The sequence below is a fragment of the Sphingomonas sp. 2378 genome (genome assembly GCF_038084995.1).
Classification (GTDB): Bacteria; Pseudomonadota; Alphaproteobacteria; order Sphingomonadales; family Sphingomonadaceae; genus Sphingomonas.
Genome location: NZ_JAXCMJ010000020.1, coordinates 19292 through 40369, shown reverse-complemented (window position 1 = coordinate 40369; position 21078 = coordinate 19292). Strand labels below are relative to the sequence as shown.

The window sequence follows — 21078 nt, the reverse complement described above, 5'->3', positions numbered from 1 at the left end:
ATTGCCGTGCGTAATTTTGGTATAATATTATTCGACAATGCGTGTCGGTAGTTGCGTTTCACGGGGCTTGGCGGCGTGGCGAAGGCGGCATCGTGCGAGCCCGACAAGTGTGAGGTCCGTAATTCCGGGCTGTCGGGCATCGCTGCTGAAAATCCGCGCCGACAGACGATGAGTTGATACTCTTAATTCGTATTCCCTGGCGCCCCCGCGCCCGTCGCGACCGGATTGCTCGGCGTGGCGGGGCGTTCGGTGCGCGAGGCTTCGCGTTCCTCCGACGTCACCGTGCCGTCGCGGTTCAGGTCCATCCGGTCAAAGCGCGCGAGCATCCCCTCGAAGAATTCGCTCTCGGTGATCTCGCCGTCCTTGTTGCGGTCGAGTTCCCACAGCCGGGAATTGGTGCTGGGCATTTCATCGGGCGTGATGATGTCGTTGCCGTCGCGATCCAGTTCGCGGAAGCGGCGCGCCATCATGCCGCCGAAATCGACCCGCGACGTCACGGAGGGCGGCACGAACCCGGCCTTGGCGGCGGCGCGATCGGCCTCGGCGCGGTTTTCCTCCTTCTTTCCACAGGCGGTGGTCGCGGCCATCAACGCCGTCAGCCCCAGGCCCATCGCCCATGCACGCATTCGACACTCCCAGCTTCGTTACGCTTCCAACTCAACGTCCCAGTACAGCCAGTCGTGCCATGTTTCATGCAGATAATTGGGCGGGAAGCTGCGGCCATGTTCCTGCAAATGCCAATTCGTCGGGCGGATCGGCTCGATATGCAGCGGCATCGCGGCCTGGCGCGGGGTGCGCCCGCCCTTCTTCAGATTGCAGGGGGCACAGGCGGTGACGACATTCTCCCAGGTCGTCCGCCCGCCTTGCGCGCGCGGGATGACATGGTCGAAGGTCAGGTCGCGGTGCGATCCGCAATATTGGCAGGAGAAGCGGTCGCGCAGGAACAGGTTGAAGCGGGTGAAGGCCGGGAATTGCGACGGCTTCACGAATTGCTTGAGCGCGATGACCGAGGGCAGCTTGACCTTGGCGGTCGGGCTGCGCACCTCACGCTCATAATGGGCGACGATATCCACCCGGTCGAGGAACACGGCCTTCACCGCGGTCTGCCAGGGCCAGACCGACAGCGGATAATAGGACAGCGGCGTATAATCGGCGTTCAGCACGAGAGCCGGACAGGAGTCCGGGTGTCGGATCAAGTCGGGATGAAACACAGCTCCTCCCTTCGCGGTACTGCTGCGCCTTTCGCCCAGCAGCGTGACATGGCTATGACAGCATGGGACGGGAATCGCGGTCAAGGGGGTGGGCGATGAGCGGAGTGCGACCCGTGACGCGTTTCGCGCCGAGCCCGACCGGGCGGCTGCATCTGGGCCATGCCCTGTCGGCGGTGCGCGCGCATGATCTGGCGCGGGCGGGGGGCGGCCGTTTCCTCCTGCGGATCGAGGATATCGACGGCACCCGCAGCCGCCCCGAGCATGTCGAGGCGATTCTTCGCGATCTGGAATGGCTGGGCCTGGAATGGGACGATCTGTCCTTCCAGTCCGAACGACTGGACCTGTATGCGGCGGCGCAGGCGCGGCTGGCCAACTTGCTCTATCCCTGTTTCTGCACCCGCGCCGAGATCGCCGCCAGCCTGTCCGCGCCGCACGGACCCACGCCCATTTATCCCGGCACCTGCCGTCATCGGTCCGCCGAGGAGCGCGCCGCGCGGATGGCGGAGCCGCATGGCTGGCGGATCGACATGGCGCGCGCGGCGGCGCTGGCAGGCCCGCTGGACTGGCATGACGAACGGGCGGGTGCAGTCGTCGCCGATCCGCTGAGCCATGGCGACGTCATCCTTGCGCGGAAGGATGCGCCCGCCAGCTATCATCTGGCGGTGACGGTGGACGATGCGGCCCAGGGCGTGACCGACGTGGTGCGCGGGGTCGATCTGTTCGAGGCGACTCATGTCCACCGGCTGCTCCAGGCACTGCTGGGCCTGGCGACGCCGCTCTATTACCACCATCCGCTGATCGTCGGCGCGGACGGCCAGCGTCTGGCCAAGCGCCACGGCGCGCCCGCGCTGGCGGCGATGCGAGAGGACGGGGTGGACGGCCGCGCGCTGGCGGATGCGCTGCGCCGCAATATGCTTCCCGCTGGATTTCGGCTGGGGGAGGCGTAAGCTTCGGGCATGAGCACTTTTCTCGTGATCCTGCTGATCGCCGCGATGATCGCCACCGTCGTCGCGCTGGTGCGTGGCATCATCTCCTTCCTTCAGGAAGCGACCGCCGAGGCGAAGGGCGAGGGGCCGACCGCGTCGCAGCTCAAGTCCAACCGGATGATGCAGCAGCGCATCTTCTTCCAGGCGCTGGCGATCACCGTCGTCGTGCTCTTGCTGTTCATGGCGGGGCGGAACTGATTCCTTGGTCAAGCTGACGAAAATCTACACCCGCACCGGCGATACGGGCACCACCGGGCTGGTCGACGGATCGCGCCGGTCCAAGGCCGAGCCCCGCATGGTCGCGATCGGCGAGGTGGATGAGGCGAACAGCGCGATCGGCGTCGCGCTGCTGTCGATCGAGGGGACGCTTCACGAGCAATTGACGCGCATCCAGAACGATCTGTTCGACCTGGGCGCCGACCTCGCCACGCCGGGGGAGATCGAGGGGGCGCTGCGTATCCTGCCCGAACAGGTCGCGCGGCTGGAGGTGGAGATCGACGCGATGAACGCGACGCTGTCGCCGCTCACCAGCTTCATCCTGCCCGGCGGCACATCGGCGGCGGCGCATCTGCATCTGGCGCGCGCCATCGCGCGGCGCGCCGAGCGGGCTGGGGTCGCGCTGGGCGAGCAGGAGGCGATCAACCCGTCCGCGCTCGCCTATCTCAACCGTCTGTCGGACTGGCTGTTCGTCGCCGCGCGCGCGGTGAACCAAAACGGCGCGTCGGACGTTCTTTGGGTTCCAGGAGGGGTGCGAACGACACGGTAAGGGGCCGGTCGCTGTTCCCCGCAATCCGGGGAGCACCCGAATGCCGACTATCGTCCCGTCCTCCGCGACGGCGCCGACGCCTGCCCCTCGACTGGCATCCCGCTATCGCGCGGTCCGGGGGCTGACCCTGTCGCTGGCCGAGCCGCTGTCCGACGCCGATGCGACGGTGCAGTCCATGCCCGACGCCTCGCCCGCCAAATGGCATATGGCGCACACGACCTGGTTCTTCGAAACCTTCGTACTGCGCGATCATGTGCCGGGCTATCAACTGCACGACCCGCGCTTCCCGTTCCTGTTCAACAGCTATTACGAGGCGGAAGGGAAGCGCCATGCACGGCACCGCCGGGGGATGATCACCCGCCCGACGCTGGACGAGGTGCGGGCGTATCGGGCGCATGTCGATGCCGCCCTGCTGGCGGCGATGCCCGATCTGCCCGAGGCGGCGCTCGAACTGGTCGCGCTGGGGTGTCATCATGAGGAGCAGCATCAGGAATTGTTCGTCACCGACATCCTGCATCTCTTCTCCGAAAATCCGCTCGAACCTGCGCTCTACGCGCCCCGGCCCAAGACGCCGGTCGCCATGCCGGGGGCGATCGGCTGGATCGAAGGGCGGCAGGGGATCGTGCAGGTCGGCCATGACGGACAAGGTTTCGCCTTCGATTGCGAGGGGCCGCGCCACGACGCGCTGCTCCATCCGCACGCCGTCGCCGACCGGACCGTCACCAATGCCGAATGGATGCGCTTCATCGAGGATGGCGGCTATCGCGATCCGCGCCTCTGGCTGTCCGACGGCTGGGCCTGGGTGAAGGGAGAGGGCATCGCTGCGCCGCTCTATTGGGAAGAGCGCGACGGCGGCTGGACCCGCTTCGGGCTGGACGGGCGGCGCGCGATCGACCCCGCCGCGCCCGTCACCCATGTCAGCTTCTACGAGGCCGATGCCTATGCGACCTGGGCGGGCGCACGGCTGCCGACCGAGATGGAATGGGAAGCGGCGGCGACCGCGCACGACGCCTCCGGCGGCAACCAGATGGACGCCGCCGGCGCGATCGAGCCGCGCCCCGCTCCGCAAGGCCCGGCCTTTTTCGGTGATGTCTGGGAATGGACCGGCAGCGCCTATCGCCCCTATCCCGGCTTCCGTGCCGTCGAGGGCGCGGTCGGCGAATATAACGGCAAGTTCATGAACGGGCAGTTCGTCCTGCGCGGCGGCAGTTGCGCGACCCCGCGCGGCCATGCCCGCGCCAGCTATCGCAACTTCTTCTATCCCCATCAGCGCTGGCAATTCACCGGCGTCCGCTTGGCAAAGGACCTGTAACCATGCTGAAGCCCGAGATCGAGGACGGTCAGATGTCCCTTGCCGACCCCGCCTTTCGCGCCGATGTGCTGGCCGGGCTGGAGCGTCGTCCGCGCGCCATTCCCGCCCGCTGGTTCTATGACCGCAAGGGATCGGAGCTGTTCGAGGCGATCACCGACCTGCCCGAATATTACCCGACCCGCGCCGAAACCGCGATCCTGAAGACCATCTGCCCCGATCTGATCCGGCATGTCGGCAAGGGGCGCGCGGTGGTCGAATTCGGATCGGGCTCGTCGACCAAGACGCCGGTGTTGCTCCGCTGCGTCGAGCCGTCCGCCTATGTGCCGATCGATATTTCGGGCGATTTTCTGCGCGATTCCGCGCGCAACCTGCAACAGGCCTTCCCGGACCTGCCCATCCATCCGCTGGAGGGGGATTTTATGCGCCCGCTGACCCTGCCCGCGATGGTGGCGGATGCGCCCAAGCTGGGCTTCTTCCCCGGATCGACCATCGGCAACATGACCCCGGCCATGGCGACCGACCTGCTGCGCGCGATGCGCGGCTCGCTGGGCGAGGGGGCGATGCTGCTGATCGGGATGGACCGGGCCAAGTCGAGCGAGGTGCTGGTTCCCGCCTATGACGATGCGCAGGGGGTGACGGCGGCGTTCAACCGCAACCTGCTCGACCGGATCAATCGCGAGCTCGACGGCACCATCCCGGTCGACGCCTTCCGCCACCGCGCGGTGTGGAACGACGACCGCTCGCGCATCGAAATGCACCTTGCCGCCGAGCGGGACGTCGACTTCACGATCGAGGGGCGCCCCTTCGCCATGGCGGCGGGGGAAACGATCCATACCGAGAACAGCCACAAATATGGCCCGCGCGATGCCAAGATACTGTTGCGTGCGGGCGGCTGGACTCCGGTGGCGCAGTGGAGCGACCCGGACGACCTGTTCGCCGTCTATCTTGCCGAGGCGCAATCGGTCCGTCTCGCGCCATGACCGGACTGTCAGCATAAGATTTTCGGCAAAACGCTTTTTTTAAAAAAGCTGCGTCTTTTTTGGATGGATGACGTTTCGCTTCATGGTCCGGCTGAAAACCTAGATCAATAAAGTTCTCGGCCATGCCCCTTTGTGAGCTCTTCTGACGGTTACCTAAATACAGAAGAGCTCATCTTGGTTCCTTTAGGGAGGAGCATGATGACGGAAAGCGCACAACTGCTCGATGCGTTCGACGCGCGGGCCGAGCGCCGCAATCTGCGGCGCGATTTCTTCAAACTCGCGGTCGGAGCGGCTGCTGCCGGAGCGACCGCCTTCACCCTGACCAGCAAGGCCGGGGCACAGGCGGCGATCACCGATACCGACATCCTGAACTTCGCGCTGAACCTCGAATATCTCGAGGCGCAATTCTATGCCTATGCCGCCAACGGCGCGGGCCTCCCCGCCAGCCAGCTGACGGGCACGGGCAACCAGGGTGCGGTGACCGGCGGCGCGCAGGTCAATTTCGCCACCGGCAACAGCGACGACGCGATCATCGGCCAATATGCGCGAGAGATCGCCGCCGACGAGGCCGCCCATGTCGCCTTCCTGCGCACCGCGCTGGGCAGTGCGGCGGTCGCGCAACCGGCGATCAACATCTCCGGCGACGCCAATGGTCCGTTTACGGCGGCGGCGCGCGCGGCGGGCGTGGTCGGTGCCACCGAAACCTTCAACCCCTATGCCTCGCCGACCGCGTTCCTGCTGGGCGCCTATATCTTCGAGGATGTCGGCGTGACCGCCTATAAGGGCGCCTCGCCGCTGATCAGCAACAAGACCTTCCTCCAGGCCGCGGCGGGCATCCTGGCGGTCGAGGCCTATCATGCCGCGATCGTTCGCACGACGCTCTACGGCCTGGGCTATGACATGAACAACCCGCAGCCCTCGCTGATCACTGCGGCAGGCCGCATCTCGGACGCCCGCGACAGCCTCGACGGCTCGACCGACCTCGACCAGGGGATCGCGCAGACGACCGTCAACGGTCAGCTGGTGTCCAACATCGTGCCGCTCGACAATAACGGCATCGCGTTCAGCCGGACGCCGCAGCAGGTGCTCAACATCGTCTATCTGAACAATGCGGCGGCGACGCTCGGGGGTTTCTTCCCGGCGGGCGTGAACGGCACCCTGCGCGCCAGTGCGGCGAACTGATCCCTTTTTCCTCGTTTCGAGAGGATTATCATCATGAGCGAAGAACGCTTCATTCTCGATGTCATTGACGAAGCCTCGGCCAAGCGCCGGGCCGATCGCCGCCGTTTCATGCGCATGGCCGCCGGAGCGGGGGCCGTGGGCGGACTGGCGATGCTGGGCGCCTGCAACAATGACGATGACGACGTGATCGTCGTCCCCACCCCGACGCCGACCGCCAGCCCGACCGGGTCGGTCACCGATGCCGATGTGCTGAACTTCGCGCTCCAACTCGAATATCTGGAAGCGCAATTCTACAGCTATGCCGCCTTCAATACGGGCCTCGCCGCGTCGTTCCAGACGGGGACGGGCACCCAAGGGGCGGTCGCGACCGGGACCAGCGGCCAGCCGCGCGGGGTCGCGTTCAAGGACCCGATCGTCGCGCAATATGCGCGTGAGATCGCCTTGGACGAGATCGCGCACGTTAACTTCCTGCGCTCCGCGCTCGGCACCTCGGCGGTGGCGCAACCGGCGATCAACCTGTCGGGCGATGCCAATGGCGCCTTCACCGCGGCGGCGCGTGCCGCGGGCGTGATCGCGGCGGACGCGACCTTCGACCCTTATGCCTCGGACGAGAATTTCCTGCTCGCGGCCTATATCTTCGAGGATGTCGGGGTGACCGCCTATATGGGCGGCGTCACCCTGTTGACCAACAAGACCTATATCGAGGCGGCGGCGGGCATCCATGCGGCGGAGGCCTATCATGCCGGGCTCGTCCGCTCGGTCCTGTATCGCAAGGGGCTGACCACCGCCGCCGGACAGATCTCCGACGCGCGTGACAGCCTGGACGGCTCGACCGATCTCGATCAGGGCATCGTCGCGACGGTCAACGGCACGCAGGTGGCGAACATCGTTCCCGCCGATTCCAATGCGATCGCCTTTGCCCGCACGCCCGGCCAGGTGCTGAACGTCGTCTATCTCAACAAGGCGGCGGTGACCGGCGGCGGCTTCTTCCCCAACGGCCTGAACGGCAACGTCCGGACCAGCGCCGCCAGCGGATAAGCGCCGATCCTCTTCACGGTCCTTGCCCCGATCGGCCCTAGTCCCCTGGCCGGTCGGGGTTTTTTTGTCGCCGCGCCGTGCCCCTATCCGGGCGGGTCATGGCGCGGCCTAGCAAAACCCCTTCTTATCCGCCGCGAAACCGCTTATGCTGCGTCCATCCCCGGGGGAGCGCTGGCCTGCGCTTGAGAGGGGGGCAAGAGCCCCCGACCCGCTGAACCTGATCCGGCTGACACCGGCGTAGGGAGGGAGCGGCCCCATCTCTCATGGTCCGTTTCCTCCGCATGGAGTGGACGACTATGGCAGATATCCCCGTAAAGACCGAGATCCCCCCCGCGGGCAGCGCAATAGGCGTGACCACCGGCCCCATTCGTGGCTCGAAGAAGATTCATGTCGGACCGCTGGGCGTCGCGATGCGCGAGATCCATCTCGACCCGTCCTCGGGCGAACCGCCCTTGCGCGTCTATGACACCAGCGGCCCGTACACCGACCCGACAGCGCGGATCGACATCATGGCGGGCCTGCCCCAGATCCGCCGCGCGTGGATCGAGGGGCGCGGCGATGTCGAGGCCTATGACGGCCGCGAAATCCGCCCCGAGGATAACGGACAACTCGGCCCCGACCGTTCGGGCGGCGTACCGCAATTCCCGCGCACCGGACTGAACCGCCCCTTGCGTGCCAAGCCCGGCATGAACGTCAGCCAGATGCACTATGCCCGCCAAGGCATCATCACGCCGGAAATGGAATATGTCGCGACCCGCGAGAATCTGGGCCGCGAGATGCTGCGCGAATATGCCCGCGACGGCGAAAGCTTCGGCGCGGCGATTCCCGATTACGTCACGCCCGAATTCGTCCGCGACGAAGTGGCGCGCGGCCGGGCGATCATCCCCAACAACATCAACCACCCCGAATCCGAGCCGATGGCGATCGGCCGCAACTTCCTGGTCAAGATCAACGCCAATATCGGCAATTCGGCGGTCGCCAGCAACGTGGCCTCCGAGGTCGACAAGCTGGTCTGGTCGATCCGCTGGGGCGCGGACACGGTCATGGACCTGTCGACGGGCCGCAACATCCACGACACGCGCGAGTGGATCATCCGCAACTCGCCGGTGCCGATCGGCACCGTCCCCATCTATCAGGCGCTGGAGAAGGTCGGCGGCATCGCCGAGGAACTGACCTGGGAAATCTTCCGCGACACGCTGATCGAACAGGCCGAGCAGGGCGTCGACTATTTCACCATCCATGCGGGCGTGCGCCTGCCGTACATTCCGCTGACCGCCAAGCGCGTGACCGGCATCGTGTCGCGGGGCGGCTCGATCATGGCGAAATGGTGCCTGGCGCATCACAAGGAGTCGTTCCTCTACGAACGCTTCGACGAGATCACCGAGATCATGAAGGCTTATGACATCGCCTATTCGCTGGGCGACGGCCTGCGCCCCGGCGCGATCGCCGATGCCAATGACGAGGCGCAGTTCGCCGAGCTCTACACGCTGGGCGAGCTGACCAAGCGCGCCTGGGCGCAGGACGTGCAGGTCATGATCGAGGGCCCCGGCCATGTGCCGATGCACAAGATCAAGCAGAATATGGACAAGCAGCTGGAGGCGTGCGGCGAGGCGCCCTTCTACACCCTCGGGCCGCTGACCACCGACATCGCGCCGGGATACGACCATATCACCAGCGGCATCGGCGCGGCGATGATCGGCTGGTACGGCACGGCGATGCTCTGCTACGTCACGCCCAAGGAGCATCTGGGCCTGCCCGACCGCGACGACGTGAAGGTCGGCGTGGTGACGTACAAGCTGGCCGCCCACGCCGCCGACCTGGCCAAGGGGCATCCCGCCGCCAAGATGCGCGACGACGCGCTGAGCCGCGCCCGCTTCGAATTCCGCTGGCGCGACCAGTTCAACCTGTCGCTCGATCCCGACACGGCGGAATCGTATCATGACCAGACCCTGCCCGCGGAGGGTGCGAAGACCGCGCATTTCTGTTCGATGTGTGGCCCGAAATTCTGCTCGATGAAGATCACGCAGGAAGTGCGGGAGTTCGCGGCGAAGCAGAACGCGCCGGTGGAGACCTTCGTCGCGGCAGAGGATGCCGAGGCGGGGATGCAGGAAATGAGCGAACGGTTCCGCGAGAAGGGCGGGGAGGTTTACCTGCCGGCGGAGTGAACGTGGCCACATAAGGGCCACAGTGAGCTTCTAGCCTGTTGACATTGCGGGCGCGCATGACCCATGCGCCCGCCGATGGGTGCCATGCCAAACAATACTGATACGATGGGGCATGATCCTCGCGTTGTGGCCAACGCAATAATTGCGTGCGCGCAGCGTATGGGGGTGCCCATACGCAACGTTTCGGTGCAAAAGCTACTTTACTTTGCACATGCAGCTTTTCTGGTTCATCATCGGCGTCCTTTAGTTCGCGGCGTTTTTGAGGCGTGGGAATTTGGCCCGGTATGCCGATCGATCTATGATGCTTTGAAGCATTACGGTAGAAATGAAATTACCTCTCTGATCCAGCGCACCGATCCTTTCACAGGAATCTCATCATCGTTGCCGGAGCTAGCGGATCCGCTTGCCGTCAGACATATTGAGCATCTTATGCATGTTATGGGGCATGCTTCGCCTAGCCAGTTGATAAGTTTGTCCCACGTTCCGGGGGGGGCATGGTCTATTGTCTGGAACAAAGCAAAAACAGGTGCTACAGTAGGTAACCGAATCGACGATGATCTGACGATCAAGGCGTTCGGAAGATTGAAGGTTGCTTTGCAGCCTTCGCAGGAGAACGAGGGATTGGATGAAGCTTCGCCGTTTGCCGGAGACTGATTTAGCTCGGATCGCACCGCTTTCTGCGGCAATGAAGCGTCGAGCACTTCAATCTTTCAATTCTGGTGGCGGCAGTTGGTCATACGAGCCAGCACGGTCTCAAAATTTCAATATTGCTAATCCGGCTAACCCGCTGGGATTAATTTCACCGCGCCCCTCTATGGAGAAGATCAAAGAGATCGTTAGCAGGCGTTGCAGATGCGACGAGCAGCAAGAGAGCTGTCTGGAGGTTGTCGATCTCTTTGATCATTGGTATCGGCAAAAATCGAGTGGCGCAGTTGAGCGTGTAGTGCCTTCAATGGCTATTGGTTCACTGGGGCTTGTTCGGTACTGGGAGAATTTTTTCTTTCAGGTAAATGGAAGAAATACCTTTCTATTTATAGATTATCGTCGGACTAATGGTTTAACGGTACGGGCCCGCAAGTTCGTTTTTTCTATGATGCATCAGCAGATTCGATTGGCTGATCCGGATTTTTTTGATTCAAATCTTCTCGTTCTTCGTTTTCCGCAGGGAAAAGAAGAACGAGTTATCAGTGAGTCGTGGGTTAACGACGATGATTTATATTCATTGGCAGAGCTATCGCAGTTGATTGATGAAACCTATTCGATATGGCGCGAGGTACTCGCCGAAAGGCACATTGTTGAACCGAAGCGGGCGGCTGGGGGAATGTTCGGTTAAAGTCGAACTCACCGCTTCCGCACAAACTCCGCCCTTAGCACCAACCCCTTGATCCCGTCGAACTTGCAGTCGATTTCCTGCGCATCGCCGGTCAGGCGGATCGACTTGATCAGGGTTCCGCGCTTCAGCGTCTGGCCGGCGCCCTTGACGGTCAGGTCCTTGATCAGCGTCACCTGATCCCCGTCGCTCAGGACGTTGCCGACCGAGTCCCGCACCACGACCGCGTCATCGTCGCTGCCCGCGCCAGCCTTGGCGGCGGCGTCAGCGGCGCTGATCCATTCGCCGGTCGCTTCGTCATACACATATTCGTCGTCGGCCATCGCGCTTGATCCTCATCGCATCGGTGGAATGGCGGCCCCTATGCGCCCTCGCGGCAATTGAAGCCAGTATGATTACAGATCAGGACAGCGGCGGCAGCGCCCAGTCGATCGGCTCGCGGCCCTGCTCGACCAGAAAGGCGTTGGCCTTGGAAAAGGGCTTCGAGCCGAAGAAGCCGCCCCGCGCCGACAAAGGCGAGGGGTGGACCGAGGTCAGGACGCAATGCCGCCCGCCGCCCATTTCGCGGACGAAGCCCGCCTTCTTCTGCGCATAGGCGCCCCACAGGATGAAGACGACCGGCTCGGGCTTGGCGGCGACGGCGCGGATCACGGCATCGGTGAACCGCTCCCACCCGCGCCCCTGATGCGAGGCGGCTTGGCCCATCCGCACGGTCAGGACGGAGTTGAGCAAGAGCACCCCCTGCCGCGCCCAATGGTCGAGCAGGCCATGGGAGGGCGGCGCGATGCCCAGATCGGTCGCCATCTCCTTGTAGATATTGACCAGGCTGGGCGGCGGGCGGACGCCGGGCTGGACCGAAAAGGCCAGGCCATGCGCCTGCCCCTCGCCATGATAGGGGTCCTGCCCCAGGATCACGACGCGCACCTGATCCAGCGGCGTCAGGTCCAGCGCGCGGAACCATTCGGACGGGCGGGGGAAGACACGCTGCCCGCTGGCGCGCTCGTCCGCCAGGAAGGTCTTGAGCGCCTTCATATAGGGCTCGTCGAACTGGTCGCGCAGGACGGCCAGCCAGCTTGGGTCCAGTCGGATGTCGCTCATCGCATCCTCTTGCCCCCGGTGCGATTGGCGCGCAACCGGCTTGGCGGATAATCGTTATGCACCCGATACGGTCGTCATTCCGCCGGCCGCTGAGCCTATTGGAGGACCATGATCATGAAACGTTCGACGATCACCCTCGCCGTGATGACCGCCGCCTTGCCGCTGGCGGCATGCGGCTCCTCGACCGAGCCCGCCAACAACACCGCGGCGGTCGCCGCCACCGGCAATGTGATGAGTGCCGACGCGCTAGGCACAAAGATCCGCGACCTGCCCGAGGGGCAGCGGCGCGGCGTGCTGTTCCGTGCGATCCGCGATGCCGGGCCTTCGGGCGCGAGCTGCCAGTCGGTCACCGCGATGAAGGAAGCCGCCCTGGTCAACGGCAACCCGAGCTGGAACGCGGTGTGCGACAACAGCACTCAGTGGACCATCGTGCTGACCGCCGATCAGTCGGCCAGCGTGACCGGCCCGGGGCCCGTCACCATCAAGTGACCGTAGCGAGGCTCGCCCCCCCCCCCCGAGTCACGGTGCGGGGTGGTCGAGCTTCGCCAGCGTCGCGTCGTCGGCCTGCCCGTCGAAGAACCGGTCCAGCCCTTCGCGAAAGGGCGCAGGGTCATCGGCGATGGCGGCGAACAGGGTCAGCGAGGAGCGCAGCTTGATCGCATCGATCCCGCCGAACACCGCCCCCGCTGATCCGGGCGCGGCGATCACGGTACGGATCGCTTCGAGCAGGCGGGGGCCGAGGATCGGATGCGCCAGATAGGCCCGCGCCTCGCCCGCGTCCCGGATCGCATAATATCGCGCGGTGGGGCTGCGACCGAGACCGGCGATCTGGGGAAAGACGAACCACATCCAGTGACTTTGCTTTCGCCCGACACGCAGTTCGGCCAATGCGGCGGGGAAGCTGTCCGCCTGGGCCTCGACGAAGCGGGACAGGTCGGAATCAGGGGAGGGCGCGGCTGTCATCGCCTTGGCAACCGGCCATGCGGTCAAAGCGTTCCCGTCAAAAGCGATTGTTTTCAGGAGAGAGAGATGCGCCGCTTTGCCTTCCTTGCCCCCATGGCCCTGTTGGCGCTCGCGGCCTGTGGCAGTCGGGAAGGGGATGCGGATTCGGACGTCGCGCCGGGCAACTTCACCCCGCCCGGCACCGCGCGGCCCACGCCGGTGGCGGGGGTGGCGCAGGTCAATCCGCTGACCGCCTATATCGGCCATTATCCCAACGACGCGGTCGACGGCGTAGCCTTTTTCGACCGGACCGAGGTGGCGAGCGCGCTGCACGACGCGGTGGGCAATCAGCAATTGATCCAGCGGATCATGTCGCGCGGCGCGGTGACGGTGCCGATCTTCCGCCGGGGGGAACAAGGGATCGCGGCGCATGGCTGCACCCCGCATGATTGTTCGGACAACAACTGGACGGTCGAGATCGACACCCAATCGTCCAAGGCGCGGGTCTGCTATCACGATCGCGAGACGATGGGCGACCGCAGCCAATGGTATATGGGCGGCGCGCCGGTGACCCAGCCGGGGGAATGCCCGCAGGAGTGAGAAATCCTCCCCGGTACGGGGAGGTGGCAGGCCGAAGGCCTGACGGAGGGGGGCTTCCTCATAGGACAGCCTGTGCGGCGATCCCCCTCCACCATGCTTCGCATGGTCCCCCTCCCCGTGCCGGGGAGGATAGGGTTCAGAACGTGTAGGCGACCCCCAGCGCGCTCAGCCACTGGCTGCGCGAACCGGCCTGCGACACGATCGGGCTGTCGGCGAAGTCGTTGACCATCCGGCCATAGGTCAGGCCGCCGACCAGCTTCCACCCCTTCAGCAAATTGCCGGTGATCGAATAGGTGGCGAGGCCGCCAACCGACCAGTCCTTCCACCCCGAACGCGCGTTGTAGACGGGCAGGCCGCTCGCCACGCTCTGGTTCGGATCGATCGAGAAATAGCGGCGGGCATAGCCGCGCCCAGCATGTTCGGCGGTGGCGAACAGGCCGACCGCCGCCTTGGTCGACAGGGGCGTGAAGTAATTGACCGAAGGCTGCCAGATGCCGCTGTCATGCACCCCGGTCACGTCATGGCGATAGCTGACCGAGACGGACAGCCGGTCATAGGGGCTGGTGACCACGCCGACCTTGCCGATGCCGACATAGCCGCCCAGTTCCACCGCCGCGCCGATCTTGCCCAGCGCGCGGACGCGGGCATCGTCGATCCGCGACGGGGCGGTGCGGTCCAGATTGACGACGCCGATCGGACCCGCCTGGAAATCCCACTCGCGGTTGTTCTTGTCGCCGATCAGGTCGACCGAAAGGCGATTGCCAATCAGCGTGATGGTGTGCCCGTCGATATAGGCCAGCGCGGCGGGCGCGGGGGAGAGGCTATAGTCGTTCGACCCCTCATAATCCGGCAGATAGGCCGCGCCGAGCCCGACGGTGATGGTGTTCTTGCCCATCTGCCCCGCCATTTCGGCGGCGGCGGGGTTGCTGGAAACGGTCGTATCCTGCGCCCAGGCGGGCAGCGACAGGGACAGCGCACCCGTGGCGATCAGCGGGGCGATTACGCGCGGAAAAAGGCGCAAGACGGAAAACTCCCTGAATGAATTATCCGAAATGGAACGCCAGGGTGAGGATTTCGCTCCGGTTCCGTCATTCAGAAAATGTAACGCATCCGAATCTGTTGTGTTTCGGCCACAGAATCCAGGCTGAAGCGGGCCGCCGTAAAGCGCGGCGGGCCGAAATGGATCGCCGGGTTGCGCGAAAAGCCGAAGCCCTCGCGCGGAATGCCCGCCAGCGTGTCGAGCTTGGCGTTGCCGTTCTCGTCATGGATGACGGCCGCGGCGTAATCGCCGTGCGGCAGGCCGTCGAGGTGCAAGGCCTTCTGGCCTGCGGGGACGGAGCGCGTCATCGCTCGGGCATCGTCGACACAGGCGGGGAAATTGTCCGGGTCGGCGGTCAGGCACAGACGGATCATCCCCTTGCCCGAGCGCAGATTGTCGATCCCGATGTCCAGCCGGCTAACCGGCGCGGTGCTCATCAACGGCAGGGCGGCCAGTAACAGAAGCGCGACGCGCGGCCTGCGCATGGGGACGCGCGAAATCGCCGAGTCCCCGGTCGGTCCCGCAGAGTCGATCCCAGAAGCGGAAATAGAGTCCATAATTGCACCCATATTGCTCATGATGCCGTTGATGATGGCTTGCGGTAATGAGCCACCCCCCCAGGTGCCCCTGCCACATGAAGCGGGGAAAGATTTCCCACCCCATATGGTTGGTGACGCCCATAACGGTCATGATCGTCAGGACCAAGCCGAGTGCGCCGACATGGATCGGAATCACGAAGACCAGTAGCGGAATGGCCACAGCCCCCGTCACGGCCTCGATCGGATGAAAGGCCATCGCGGCCCAGGCGGTGGGCGGGCGGCTGGCATGATGGACGGCATGGGCGCGCTTGAAGATCGCCGGGCGGTGCATCCAGCGATGCGTCCAGTAGAACCAGGTGTCGTGCGCGATCAGATAGAGCAGCACCGAAACCGGCAGATACCAGAGCGGATAGGCATGGACGTCGGCATAGATCCGGGTCCAGCCGCGATTCTGCCATCCCCAGGCAACGATCCCGGCGGGAATGCCGTAAATGGCGGCGGAGGCCAGGCTCCAGGCGATCTCCCGCCGGATCTGCGGGTCGAGCCCGGCATAAAGATCGGGATGCCGCGCCCGCGTCGCCAGCGCGAACGCCCCCGAGGCGAGCAGATAGCGGACACCGACGATCAGCGTCATGGCGATGGCGGACAGGATCAGGGCAAGCGTCACGGGCGGGACTGTACCCTATCGGAGGCGGGGCTTGAACCGTGATCGTCGGATAGGCGGCCTTTTGTTCGCGCGGAGGCGCGGAGGCGCAGAGAGGTTTGCCCGTGCGGCGGCGTCAGGTGTCCGTTCGACGTTGCACCTTGCCGCACCGTCGCCGGTGAGAAGCGACCTGTCGGCCGGGCGCTTCCTCTCCGCGCCTCCGCGCGAACTCTACTTCCACCCTGCGTTCAGGCTGAGCGCAGTCGAAGCCCATGCCCGATCCTATCCACAAATAGCCTTGTGCTTCGACTGTGCTCGGCGCGAAGGGGAGTATCAGCCCCGATGGAAGATCAGGATCGGTCGCTCGTGATAGATCCCCTCGACCGGCGCGCCATATCCCAGCTTTGCCGCCAGCCGGATCGAGGCGCTATTTCCCGGATCGATGATGCAGCAAGTCCGCGCCAAACCCTTTGCATCCGCCCAGTCGAGCACCGCGCGCATCGCCTCGACCGCATAGCCCTGGCCATGCCCGGCGGCGGCCAGCGCCCAGCCTGTCTCCGGCACGGTGAGTTCGGGCACGATCGCGCGTCGCGACTCGAGGAGGCCGATATCGCCTAGAATCTCGCCGGTCGCGCGGTCGCAGACTACCCAAGCACCGTATCCGAACGCGGTCCACTGCCCGATCGAGCGGAGCAGCCGGATCCAAACCTCCTCGCGCGGACGCGGCTTGCCGCCGATCATCGCGTAGACCCTGGGGTCCGCCCACATCGCCGCCAGCGCGTCGAGATCGTCGGGATGATGGCCACGCAGCGTCAGCCGCTCGGTCGTCAGGGTCGGGGCGGGGCTGGTAAAAGTCATGACGCAGCCGTTACTATCCCATTTCGCGGATCACCGCCAGAAACGCCTCGCCATAGGCATCGAGCTTGCGCGCCCCGATGCCGGACAGCAGCGACAGCGCGGCACGGCTGTTCGGTCGCTGCGCCGCTATGTCGCGCAACACCGAGTCGTGAAAGATGACATAAGGCGGCACCCCCGCCTCCTGCGCCAGTTCGCGGCGCTTGGCGCGCAATGCCTCGAACAGCGGATTGTCCGCGGGGTTGGCGGCGACCGGCGCGGTGCGGCGGGATTTGCGCTCGCGCTTGGGCGGCACCACCAGCGACAGCCGCGCCTCCCCCTTGATCAGTGCGCGGGCGGCGGGGCCGAACTCCAGCCCGCCATGATGATTGGTGCGCAGCGCATCGCGCAGCAGCAGCGCGCGGTGGACCGGCTTGATCAGCGCGACCTCGTCCCCGTCGATGATGTTCCACACCGACAGCGCCTCATGCCCGTTCATCAGGCTGCGCTCGGTCGACTGGCCGGTCAGCACCTGCTCGATATAGCCCGCGCCGAACATCTGGCCGGTGCGGAACACGGCGGAGAGGAATTTCTGCGCGGTGGTGGTCGCATCCACCGCATCGGGTGAGCCCAGGCAATTGTCGCAATTGCCGCAATCCTCCGCCAGCTCCTCGCCGAAATGGCGCAGCAGGATGCGGCGGCGGCACCCGCCCGTCTCGACCAGCGCACCCAGGGCCGAAAGGCGCGCCCGCTCGCCCGGCTGACGTTCGGGTTCGACCTCGGCGATGCGTTGCCGGGCGCGGGCAAAGTCGTCGGCGCCCCAGAAGAGATGCGCGACCGAAGGATCGCCGTCGCGCCCAGCGCGCCCCGTCTCCTGATAATAGGCCTCGATCGACTTGGGCAGGCCCGCATGGGCGACGAAGCGGACATCGGGCTTGTCGATCCCCATGCCGAAGGCGACGGTGGCGCAGATCACCATGTCCTCGCTCGCCACGAAATCGGCCTGGTTCTTCGCGCGCACGGCGGGGTCGAGCCCGGCATGATAGGCGCGCACCGGGCGGCCGGTCCGCGCCAGCGCCTCGGCCAGCTTCTCAGTCGCGGCGCGCGTCTGGGCATAGACGATGCCGGGGCCGGGCGTGTCGGCGACCACCCGCGCGATCTGGAGGTTCACATTGGCCTTGGGGCTGATCGCATAGCGGATATTGGGCCGGTCGAAGCCCGAGACGATCATCCCCTCGACCGGAATGCCCAACTGCTTGGCGATGTCGGCGCGGGTATGCGCATCGGCGGTCGCGGTCAGCGCGAGCCGGGGCACCTCCGGGAAGGCATCCATCAACGGTTCGAGCAGCCGGTAATCGGGGCGGAAGTCGTGCCCCCATTCGCTGACGCAGTGGGCTTCGTCGATCGCGAACAGGCTGAGCGGCGCGGAGGCGAGCAACTCGCGGAAATGCCCCGACGAGGCACGTTCGGGCGCGACATAGAGCAGGTCGAGCCGGCCATCGCGGAAGCGGGCCATCGTCTCGCCGCGATTCTGATCGACGCTGGTCAAGGTGGCGGCGCGGATGCCGACCGCCTCGGCCGCGCGCAACTGGTCGTGCATCAGCGCGATCAGCGGGCTGACCACGACGCAGCATCCGTCCATCATCACGGCGGGCAACTGATAGCAGAGCGACTTGCCCGCCCCGGTCGGCATGACCGCCAATGTGCGTTGCCGGTTCAGGACACGGTCCACCACCTGTTCCTGCACGCCGCGAAACTGGCTGTACCCGAAAACTTCGTGGAGCTTGGCAAGGGGGTCGGCGACCATCGGGGTGCATGTAGCGTCCGGGCGGGGGCGGGGAAAGGGGCTCGGCTTTCGGTCCTGCCGCCTTTCCCGCGACGATGGCCGGGAAACATCGGCGTCCTGCGGGGTTTCCAATCTCCATCATCCCTGATCCCCAAGAGGAGATGTTTCATGAACACCGACACGATCGATGGTGCTGCCACCAATTTTGGCGGCAAGGTCAAGGAAGGCATCGGCACGGCCATGGGCGACAAGACCATGCAGGCCGAGGGCAAGGGTGAACAGTTGAGCGGCAAGACGCAAAAGGCGTTCGGCGATGCCAAGACCAGCATCGACCAGACCGTCCGCCCGCTGATCGACCAGGCGCGCCAGTTCGTGAAGGATCGCCCCTATGCCTCGGCGGCGCTGGGCGGCGTGCTGGGTATCGCGCTGCTGAATACGCTGCGCGGCAAGTGATTTCAGGAGGGGGCGGCTGCGCCCGCGTCGCCCCTTCCATAATCGACGCGCGACGGGCGTGGCGGGGCGCTTGCCCGCTTGTTCCGTCCGGCGGCTTGGCCTAGCGCATGGCGCATGAAGCGATTGGCCATTTATTGCGGGTCGGCGACCCCCAGCGATCCCCTTTACATCGAAACGGCTCGTAGCGTCGGACGCGGCCTGGCGGAGCGCGGCATCGGCGTCGTCTATGGCGGTGGCCGGCTGGGCCTGATGGGTGCGGTGGCGGATGCGGCGCTGGCGGCGGGTGGCGAGGTGATCGGCATCATCCCGCAGGCGCTGGTCGATGCGGAGGTCGCGCATCGCGGCCTGACCGAACTCCATGTCGTGCCCGGCATGCATGAGCGTAAGAAGGCGTTCACCGACCTGTCCGACGGTTTCATCACCATTGCGGGCGGCACCGGCACGATGGACGAATTGTGGGAAGCGCTCAGTTGGGCGCAGCTCGGCTATCATGCCGATCCGGTCGGGTTGCTCAACACGGGCGGCTATTACGACCATCTCGTCGCCTTCTGGGAGAAGATGGGCGAGGTCGGCTTCCTCCGGCCGCAGCACCGCGAATTGCTGATCGTCGATACGACGCTCGACGGGTTGCTGGCGAAGATGACCGAACATGTGCCGACCCAGCCCATCGTGCGCATGAACGCGGGCGATCTGTGAGCGACACCGCCGCCCCGACCGAGCGCGACGCGCTGGTGGCGGCGGCGCGGGCGTCGATCGCGAAGGGCTCGAAGAGTTTCGCGGCAGCCAGCCTGCTATTCGATCCCGAAACGCGCGCGCGGGCGTGGCTGCTCTATGCCTGGTGCCGCCGCTGTGACGATATCGCCGATGGGCAGGATCATGGCCATGGCATGACCCGCGTGGCCGATGCGCCCGCGCGCTTGGCGGAGTTGACCGAAAAGACCGAAATGGCGCTGGCGGGGCAGGTGGTCGGCGACCCCGCCTTCGACGCGTTGCGCGTCGTGGCGGCGGAGACGGGCATGCCGCATCGCTGGCCGCGCGACCTGATCGCCGGGTTCGGGCTGGATGCGCAGGACTGGCGGCCCGAGACGGAGGAGGATCTCTATCGTTATTGCTATCATGTCGCGGGCGTGGTCGGCTGCATGATGGCGGTGACGATGGGGGTCGCGCCCGATGACGAGGCGACGCTCGACCGCGCCTGCGACCTGGGCATGGCGTTCCAGCTTGCCAATATCGCGCGCGACATTGCCGAGGATGCGGGCGCGGGGCGGCATTATCTGCCGCGCGAGTGGCTGGCCTATAAGAGCATATCCCCCGACGCGATCATGGCGCCCTCGCACCGGCCCGGCCTGAGCGCGCTGGCCCGCCGCCTGACCGACCAGGCGGCCCGGTTCGAGGCGAGTGCGCGGATGGGGGTGCCCGCGCTATCCTATCGTTCGGCCTGGGCGGTGCTGTCGGCGGCGGCGATCTATGGCGCGATCGGGCGCAAGGTGGCGCGGCGCGGGCGAGGGGCCTGGGACAGCCGGGTCGGCACCAGCAAGGCCGAGAAGCTGCGCTTCATGGCCGGTGCGAGTGTCCTGGCGGCGCGGCGGGACAAGATGACGATCACTCCGCGCGATCCGGCGCTATGGACGCGGCCGCGATAGGCTCCACCCCCTCCGTTCGGCCTGAGCGAAGTCGAAGGCCAAGGGATGCGGCCGCGATAGTTTTTGCCGTCGAGACGAAGGCGGATAGTGGGGCGGGCGTGACAATCCCCAGCCCCGTTCGCGCTGAGCGAAGTCGAAGCGTACGCTACGACCCTTGCCGCGAGGGTTTCCCTTGGCCTTCGACTTCGCTCAGGCTGAACGGGGGAGGGGATTACCCTCTGGACGGCTTCCGCTCCGCTTTCGCCATCTGCGCGCCCATGCGGCGGCAATCCGCACCGATCACCGGATAGGGCACATCGGTATTGGCGGCGATCCGGTTGGCGAGGTCGGCGCGGCATTGCGCCATGGTTTCGTACCGGGCGGGGACCATCCGCGCTTCGGTGCAATCGACGCTGCCATCGCCGCAGCCGAGGATCGCCATCACATAGAAAATCGGTTCCATTTAACCGCCTCCACTTGTTTTCCAGAACGCAAGGGTGCGGCGGGTTGTTCCGATTTTGCGCTTGCCGGGTAGAGATGGGACTGTCATGC

General features: G+C 65.5%; 26 protein-coding genes and 1 riboswitch. Of the genes, 15 read left to right on the top strand and 11 right to left on the bottom strand.

The features are described 5' to 3' along the window. Positions 1-182: 182 nt before the first annotated feature. Together SM191_RS11470 and SM191_RS11465 are read right to left on the bottom strand one after the other, a co-directional pair. On the bottom strand, positions 183-626 hold the full coding sequence (locus SM191_RS11470; protein WP_307002909.1) for a hypothetical protein: 444 nt from the start codon (positions 624-626) through the stop codon (positions 183-185). 18 nt (positions 627-644) lie between these two features. Next, positions 645-1211, bottom strand: coding sequence for an HNH endonuclease (locus tag SM191_RS11465; RefSeq protein ID WP_042485172.1), 567 nt, complete (start codon positions 1209-1211; stop codon positions 645-647). 95 nt (positions 1212-1306) lie between these two features. Between SM191_RS11465 and gluQRS the strand changes: the two genes are divergently transcribed. The 10 genes from gluQRS (at position 1307) to socB (ending at position 10973) form a co-directional block, all read left to right on the top strand. Further along, complete coding sequence (gene gluQRS, locus SM191_RS11460; RefSeq protein ID WP_341506313.1) at positions 1307-2158, top strand: tRNA glutamyl-Q(34) synthetase GluQRS; 852 nt, start codon at positions 1307-1309, stop codon at positions 2156-2158. Positions 2159-2167: 9 nt separating this feature from the next. After that, entirely contained in the window at positions 2168-2395 is a 228-nt protein-coding gene (locus SM191_RS11455; RefSeq protein ID WP_341506312.1) for a twin transmembrane helix small protein, read from the top strand. Between the two features lie 4 nt (positions 2396-2399). Further along, on the top strand, positions 2400-2963 hold the full coding sequence (locus tag SM191_RS11450; protein WP_341506311.1) for a cob(I)yrinic acid a,c-diamide adenosyltransferase: 564 nt from the start codon (positions 2400-2402) through the stop codon (positions 2961-2963). 40 nt (positions 2964-3003) lie between these two features. After that, positions 3004-4275: an ergothioneine biosynthesis protein EgtB gene (gene egtB / locus SM191_RS11445; protein ID WP_341506310.1), complete on the top strand. Its 1272-nt coding sequence runs from the start codon at positions 3004-3006 to the stop codon at positions 4273-4275. Positions 4276-4277: 2 nt separating this feature from the next. After that, positions 4278-5255 carry an L-histidine N(alpha)-methyltransferase gene (egtD, locus tag SM191_RS11440; protein WP_341506309.1) on the top strand — a complete coding sequence of 326 codons (978 nt, stop codon included), beginning with the start codon at positions 4278-4280 and terminating at the stop codon, positions 5253-5255. Between the two features lie 198 nt (positions 5256-5453). Then, positions 5454-6437, top strand: a complete 984-nt coding sequence (locus tag SM191_RS11435; RefSeq protein WP_341506330.1) for a ferritin-like domain-containing protein — start codon at positions 5454-5456, stop codon at positions 6435-6437. Between the two features lie 33 nt (positions 6438-6470). Further along, on the top strand, positions 6471-7475 hold the full coding sequence (locus tag SM191_RS11430) for a ferritin-like domain-containing protein (RefSeq protein WP_341506308.1): 1005 nt from the start codon (positions 6471-6473) through the stop codon (positions 7473-7475). A gap of 157 nt (positions 7476-7632) precedes the next feature. Next, positions 7633-7723: riboswitch (TPP riboswitch) on the top strand. Positions 7724-7771: 48 nt separating this feature from the next. Continuing rightward, positions 7772-9640: a phosphomethylpyrimidine synthase ThiC gene (gene thiC, locus SM191_RS11425; RefSeq protein ID WP_341506307.1), complete on the top strand. Its 1869-nt coding sequence runs from the start codon at positions 7772-7774 to the stop codon at positions 9638-9640. Positions 9641-9703: 63 nt separating this feature from the next. Next, on the top strand, positions 9704-10294 hold the full coding sequence (socA, locus tag SM191_RS11420; protein WP_341506306.1) for a type VI toxin-antitoxin system SocA family antitoxin: 591 nt from the start codon (positions 9704-9706) through the stop codon (positions 10292-10294). Further along, a complete protein-coding gene (socB, locus tag SM191_RS11415) occupies positions 10266-10973 on the top strand; it encodes a type VI toxin-antitoxin system SocB family DNA replication inhibitor toxin (protein WP_341506305.1) in 708 nt (235 codons plus the stop codon). The genes socA and socB overlap by 29 nt, the downstream gene beginning before the upstream one ends. An 8-nt stretch (positions 10974-10981) precedes the next feature. Here socB and SM191_RS11410 read toward each other — a convergent pair whose 3' ends face one another. Continuing rightward, positions 10982-11293: an alkylphosphonate utilization protein gene (locus SM191_RS11410; RefSeq protein ID WP_341506304.1), complete on the bottom strand. Its 312-nt coding sequence runs from the start codon at positions 11291-11293 to the stop codon at positions 10982-10984. A gap of 79 nt (positions 11294-11372) precedes the next feature. Further along, on the bottom strand, positions 11373-12068 hold the full coding sequence (gene ung, locus SM191_RS11405) for a uracil-DNA glycosylase (RefSeq protein WP_341506303.1): 696 nt from the start codon (positions 12066-12068) through the stop codon (positions 11373-11375). Between the two features lie 114 nt (positions 12069-12182). Here ung and SM191_RS11400 point away from each other — a divergent pair, with 114 nt between their 5' ends. After that, positions 12183-12557: a hypothetical protein gene (locus SM191_RS11400; RefSeq protein WP_341506302.1), complete on the top strand. Its 375-nt coding sequence runs from the start codon at positions 12183-12185 to the stop codon at positions 12555-12557. Between the two features lie 30 nt (positions 12558-12587). Here the strand turns inward: SM191_RS11400 and SM191_RS11395 are convergent, their stop codons facing one another. Beyond that, on the bottom strand, positions 12588-13031 hold the full coding sequence (locus tag SM191_RS11395; RefSeq protein ID WP_341506329.1) for a DUF1810 domain-containing protein: 444 nt from the start codon (positions 13029-13031) through the stop codon (positions 12588-12590). A 66-nt stretch (positions 13032-13097) separates the two neighbouring features. Between SM191_RS11395 and SM191_RS11390 the strand changes: the two genes are divergently transcribed. Further along, positions 13098-13610 carry a hypothetical protein gene (locus SM191_RS11390; RefSeq protein ID WP_341506301.1) on the top strand — a complete coding sequence of 171 codons (513 nt, stop codon included), beginning with the start codon at positions 13098-13100 and terminating at the stop codon, positions 13608-13610. A 136-nt stretch (positions 13611-13746) separates the two neighbouring features. On the opposite strand, the gene SM191_RS11385 is transcribed toward SM191_RS11390, so the two are convergent. The 5 genes from SM191_RS11385 to recQ all read right to left on the bottom strand — a co-directional run bounded on the left by SM191_RS11385 (position 13747) and on the right by recQ (position 18472). Next, entirely contained in the window at positions 13747-14631 is an 885-nt protein-coding gene (locus SM191_RS11385) for a MipA/OmpV family protein (protein WP_341506300.1), read from the bottom strand. A gap of 71 nt (positions 14632-14702) precedes the next feature. Beyond that, on the bottom strand, positions 14703-15086 hold the full coding sequence (locus tag SM191_RS11380) for a DUF2141 domain-containing protein (protein WP_307002883.1): 384 nt from the start codon (positions 15084-15086) through the stop codon (positions 14703-14705). Continuing rightward, complete coding sequence (locus SM191_RS11375) at positions 15067-15822, bottom strand: sterol desaturase family protein (protein WP_341506328.1); 756 nt, start codon at positions 15820-15822, stop codon at positions 15067-15069. The genes SM191_RS11380 and SM191_RS11375 overlap by 20 nt, the downstream gene beginning before the upstream one ends. Before the next feature lie 342 nt (positions 15823-16164). Further along, positions 16165-16689, bottom strand: a complete 525-nt coding sequence (locus SM191_RS11370) for a GNAT family N-acetyltransferase (RefSeq protein WP_341506299.1) — start codon at positions 16687-16689, stop codon at positions 16165-16167. 13 nt (positions 16690-16702) lie between these two features. Beyond that, on the bottom strand, positions 16703-18472 hold the full coding sequence (recQ, locus tag SM191_RS11365) for a DNA helicase RecQ (protein WP_341506298.1): 1770 nt from the start codon (positions 18470-18472) through the stop codon (positions 16703-16705). A gap of 147 nt (positions 18473-18619) precedes the next feature. Between recQ and SM191_RS11360 the strand changes: the two genes are divergently transcribed. The 3 genes from SM191_RS11360 (at position 18620) to SM191_RS11350 (ending at position 20547) form a co-directional block, all read left to right on the top strand. Next, positions 18620-18904 (top strand): CsbD family protein, encoded by a 285-nt coding sequence (locus SM191_RS11360; RefSeq protein WP_341506297.1) that lies wholly within the window; start codon positions 18620-18622, stop codon positions 18902-18904. 114 nt (positions 18905-19018) lie between these two features. After that, positions 19019-19600: an LOG family protein gene (locus tag SM191_RS11355; RefSeq protein WP_307002875.1), complete on the top strand. Its 582-nt coding sequence runs from the start codon at positions 19019-19021 to the stop codon at positions 19598-19600. Next, entirely contained in the window at positions 19597-20547 is a 951-nt protein-coding gene (locus tag SM191_RS11350; protein ID WP_341506296.1) for a phytoene/squalene synthase family protein, read from the top strand. Before SM191_RS11355 ends, SM191_RS11350 begins: the two co-directional genes overlap by 4 nt. Positions 20548-20758: 211 nt before the next feature. Here SM191_RS11350 and SM191_RS11345 read toward each other — a convergent pair whose 3' ends face one another. Then, positions 20759-20989, bottom strand: a complete 231-nt coding sequence (locus SM191_RS11345) for a hypothetical protein (RefSeq protein WP_341506295.1) — start codon at positions 20987-20989, stop codon at positions 20759-20761. Positions 20990-21078: the final 89 nt, after the last annotated feature.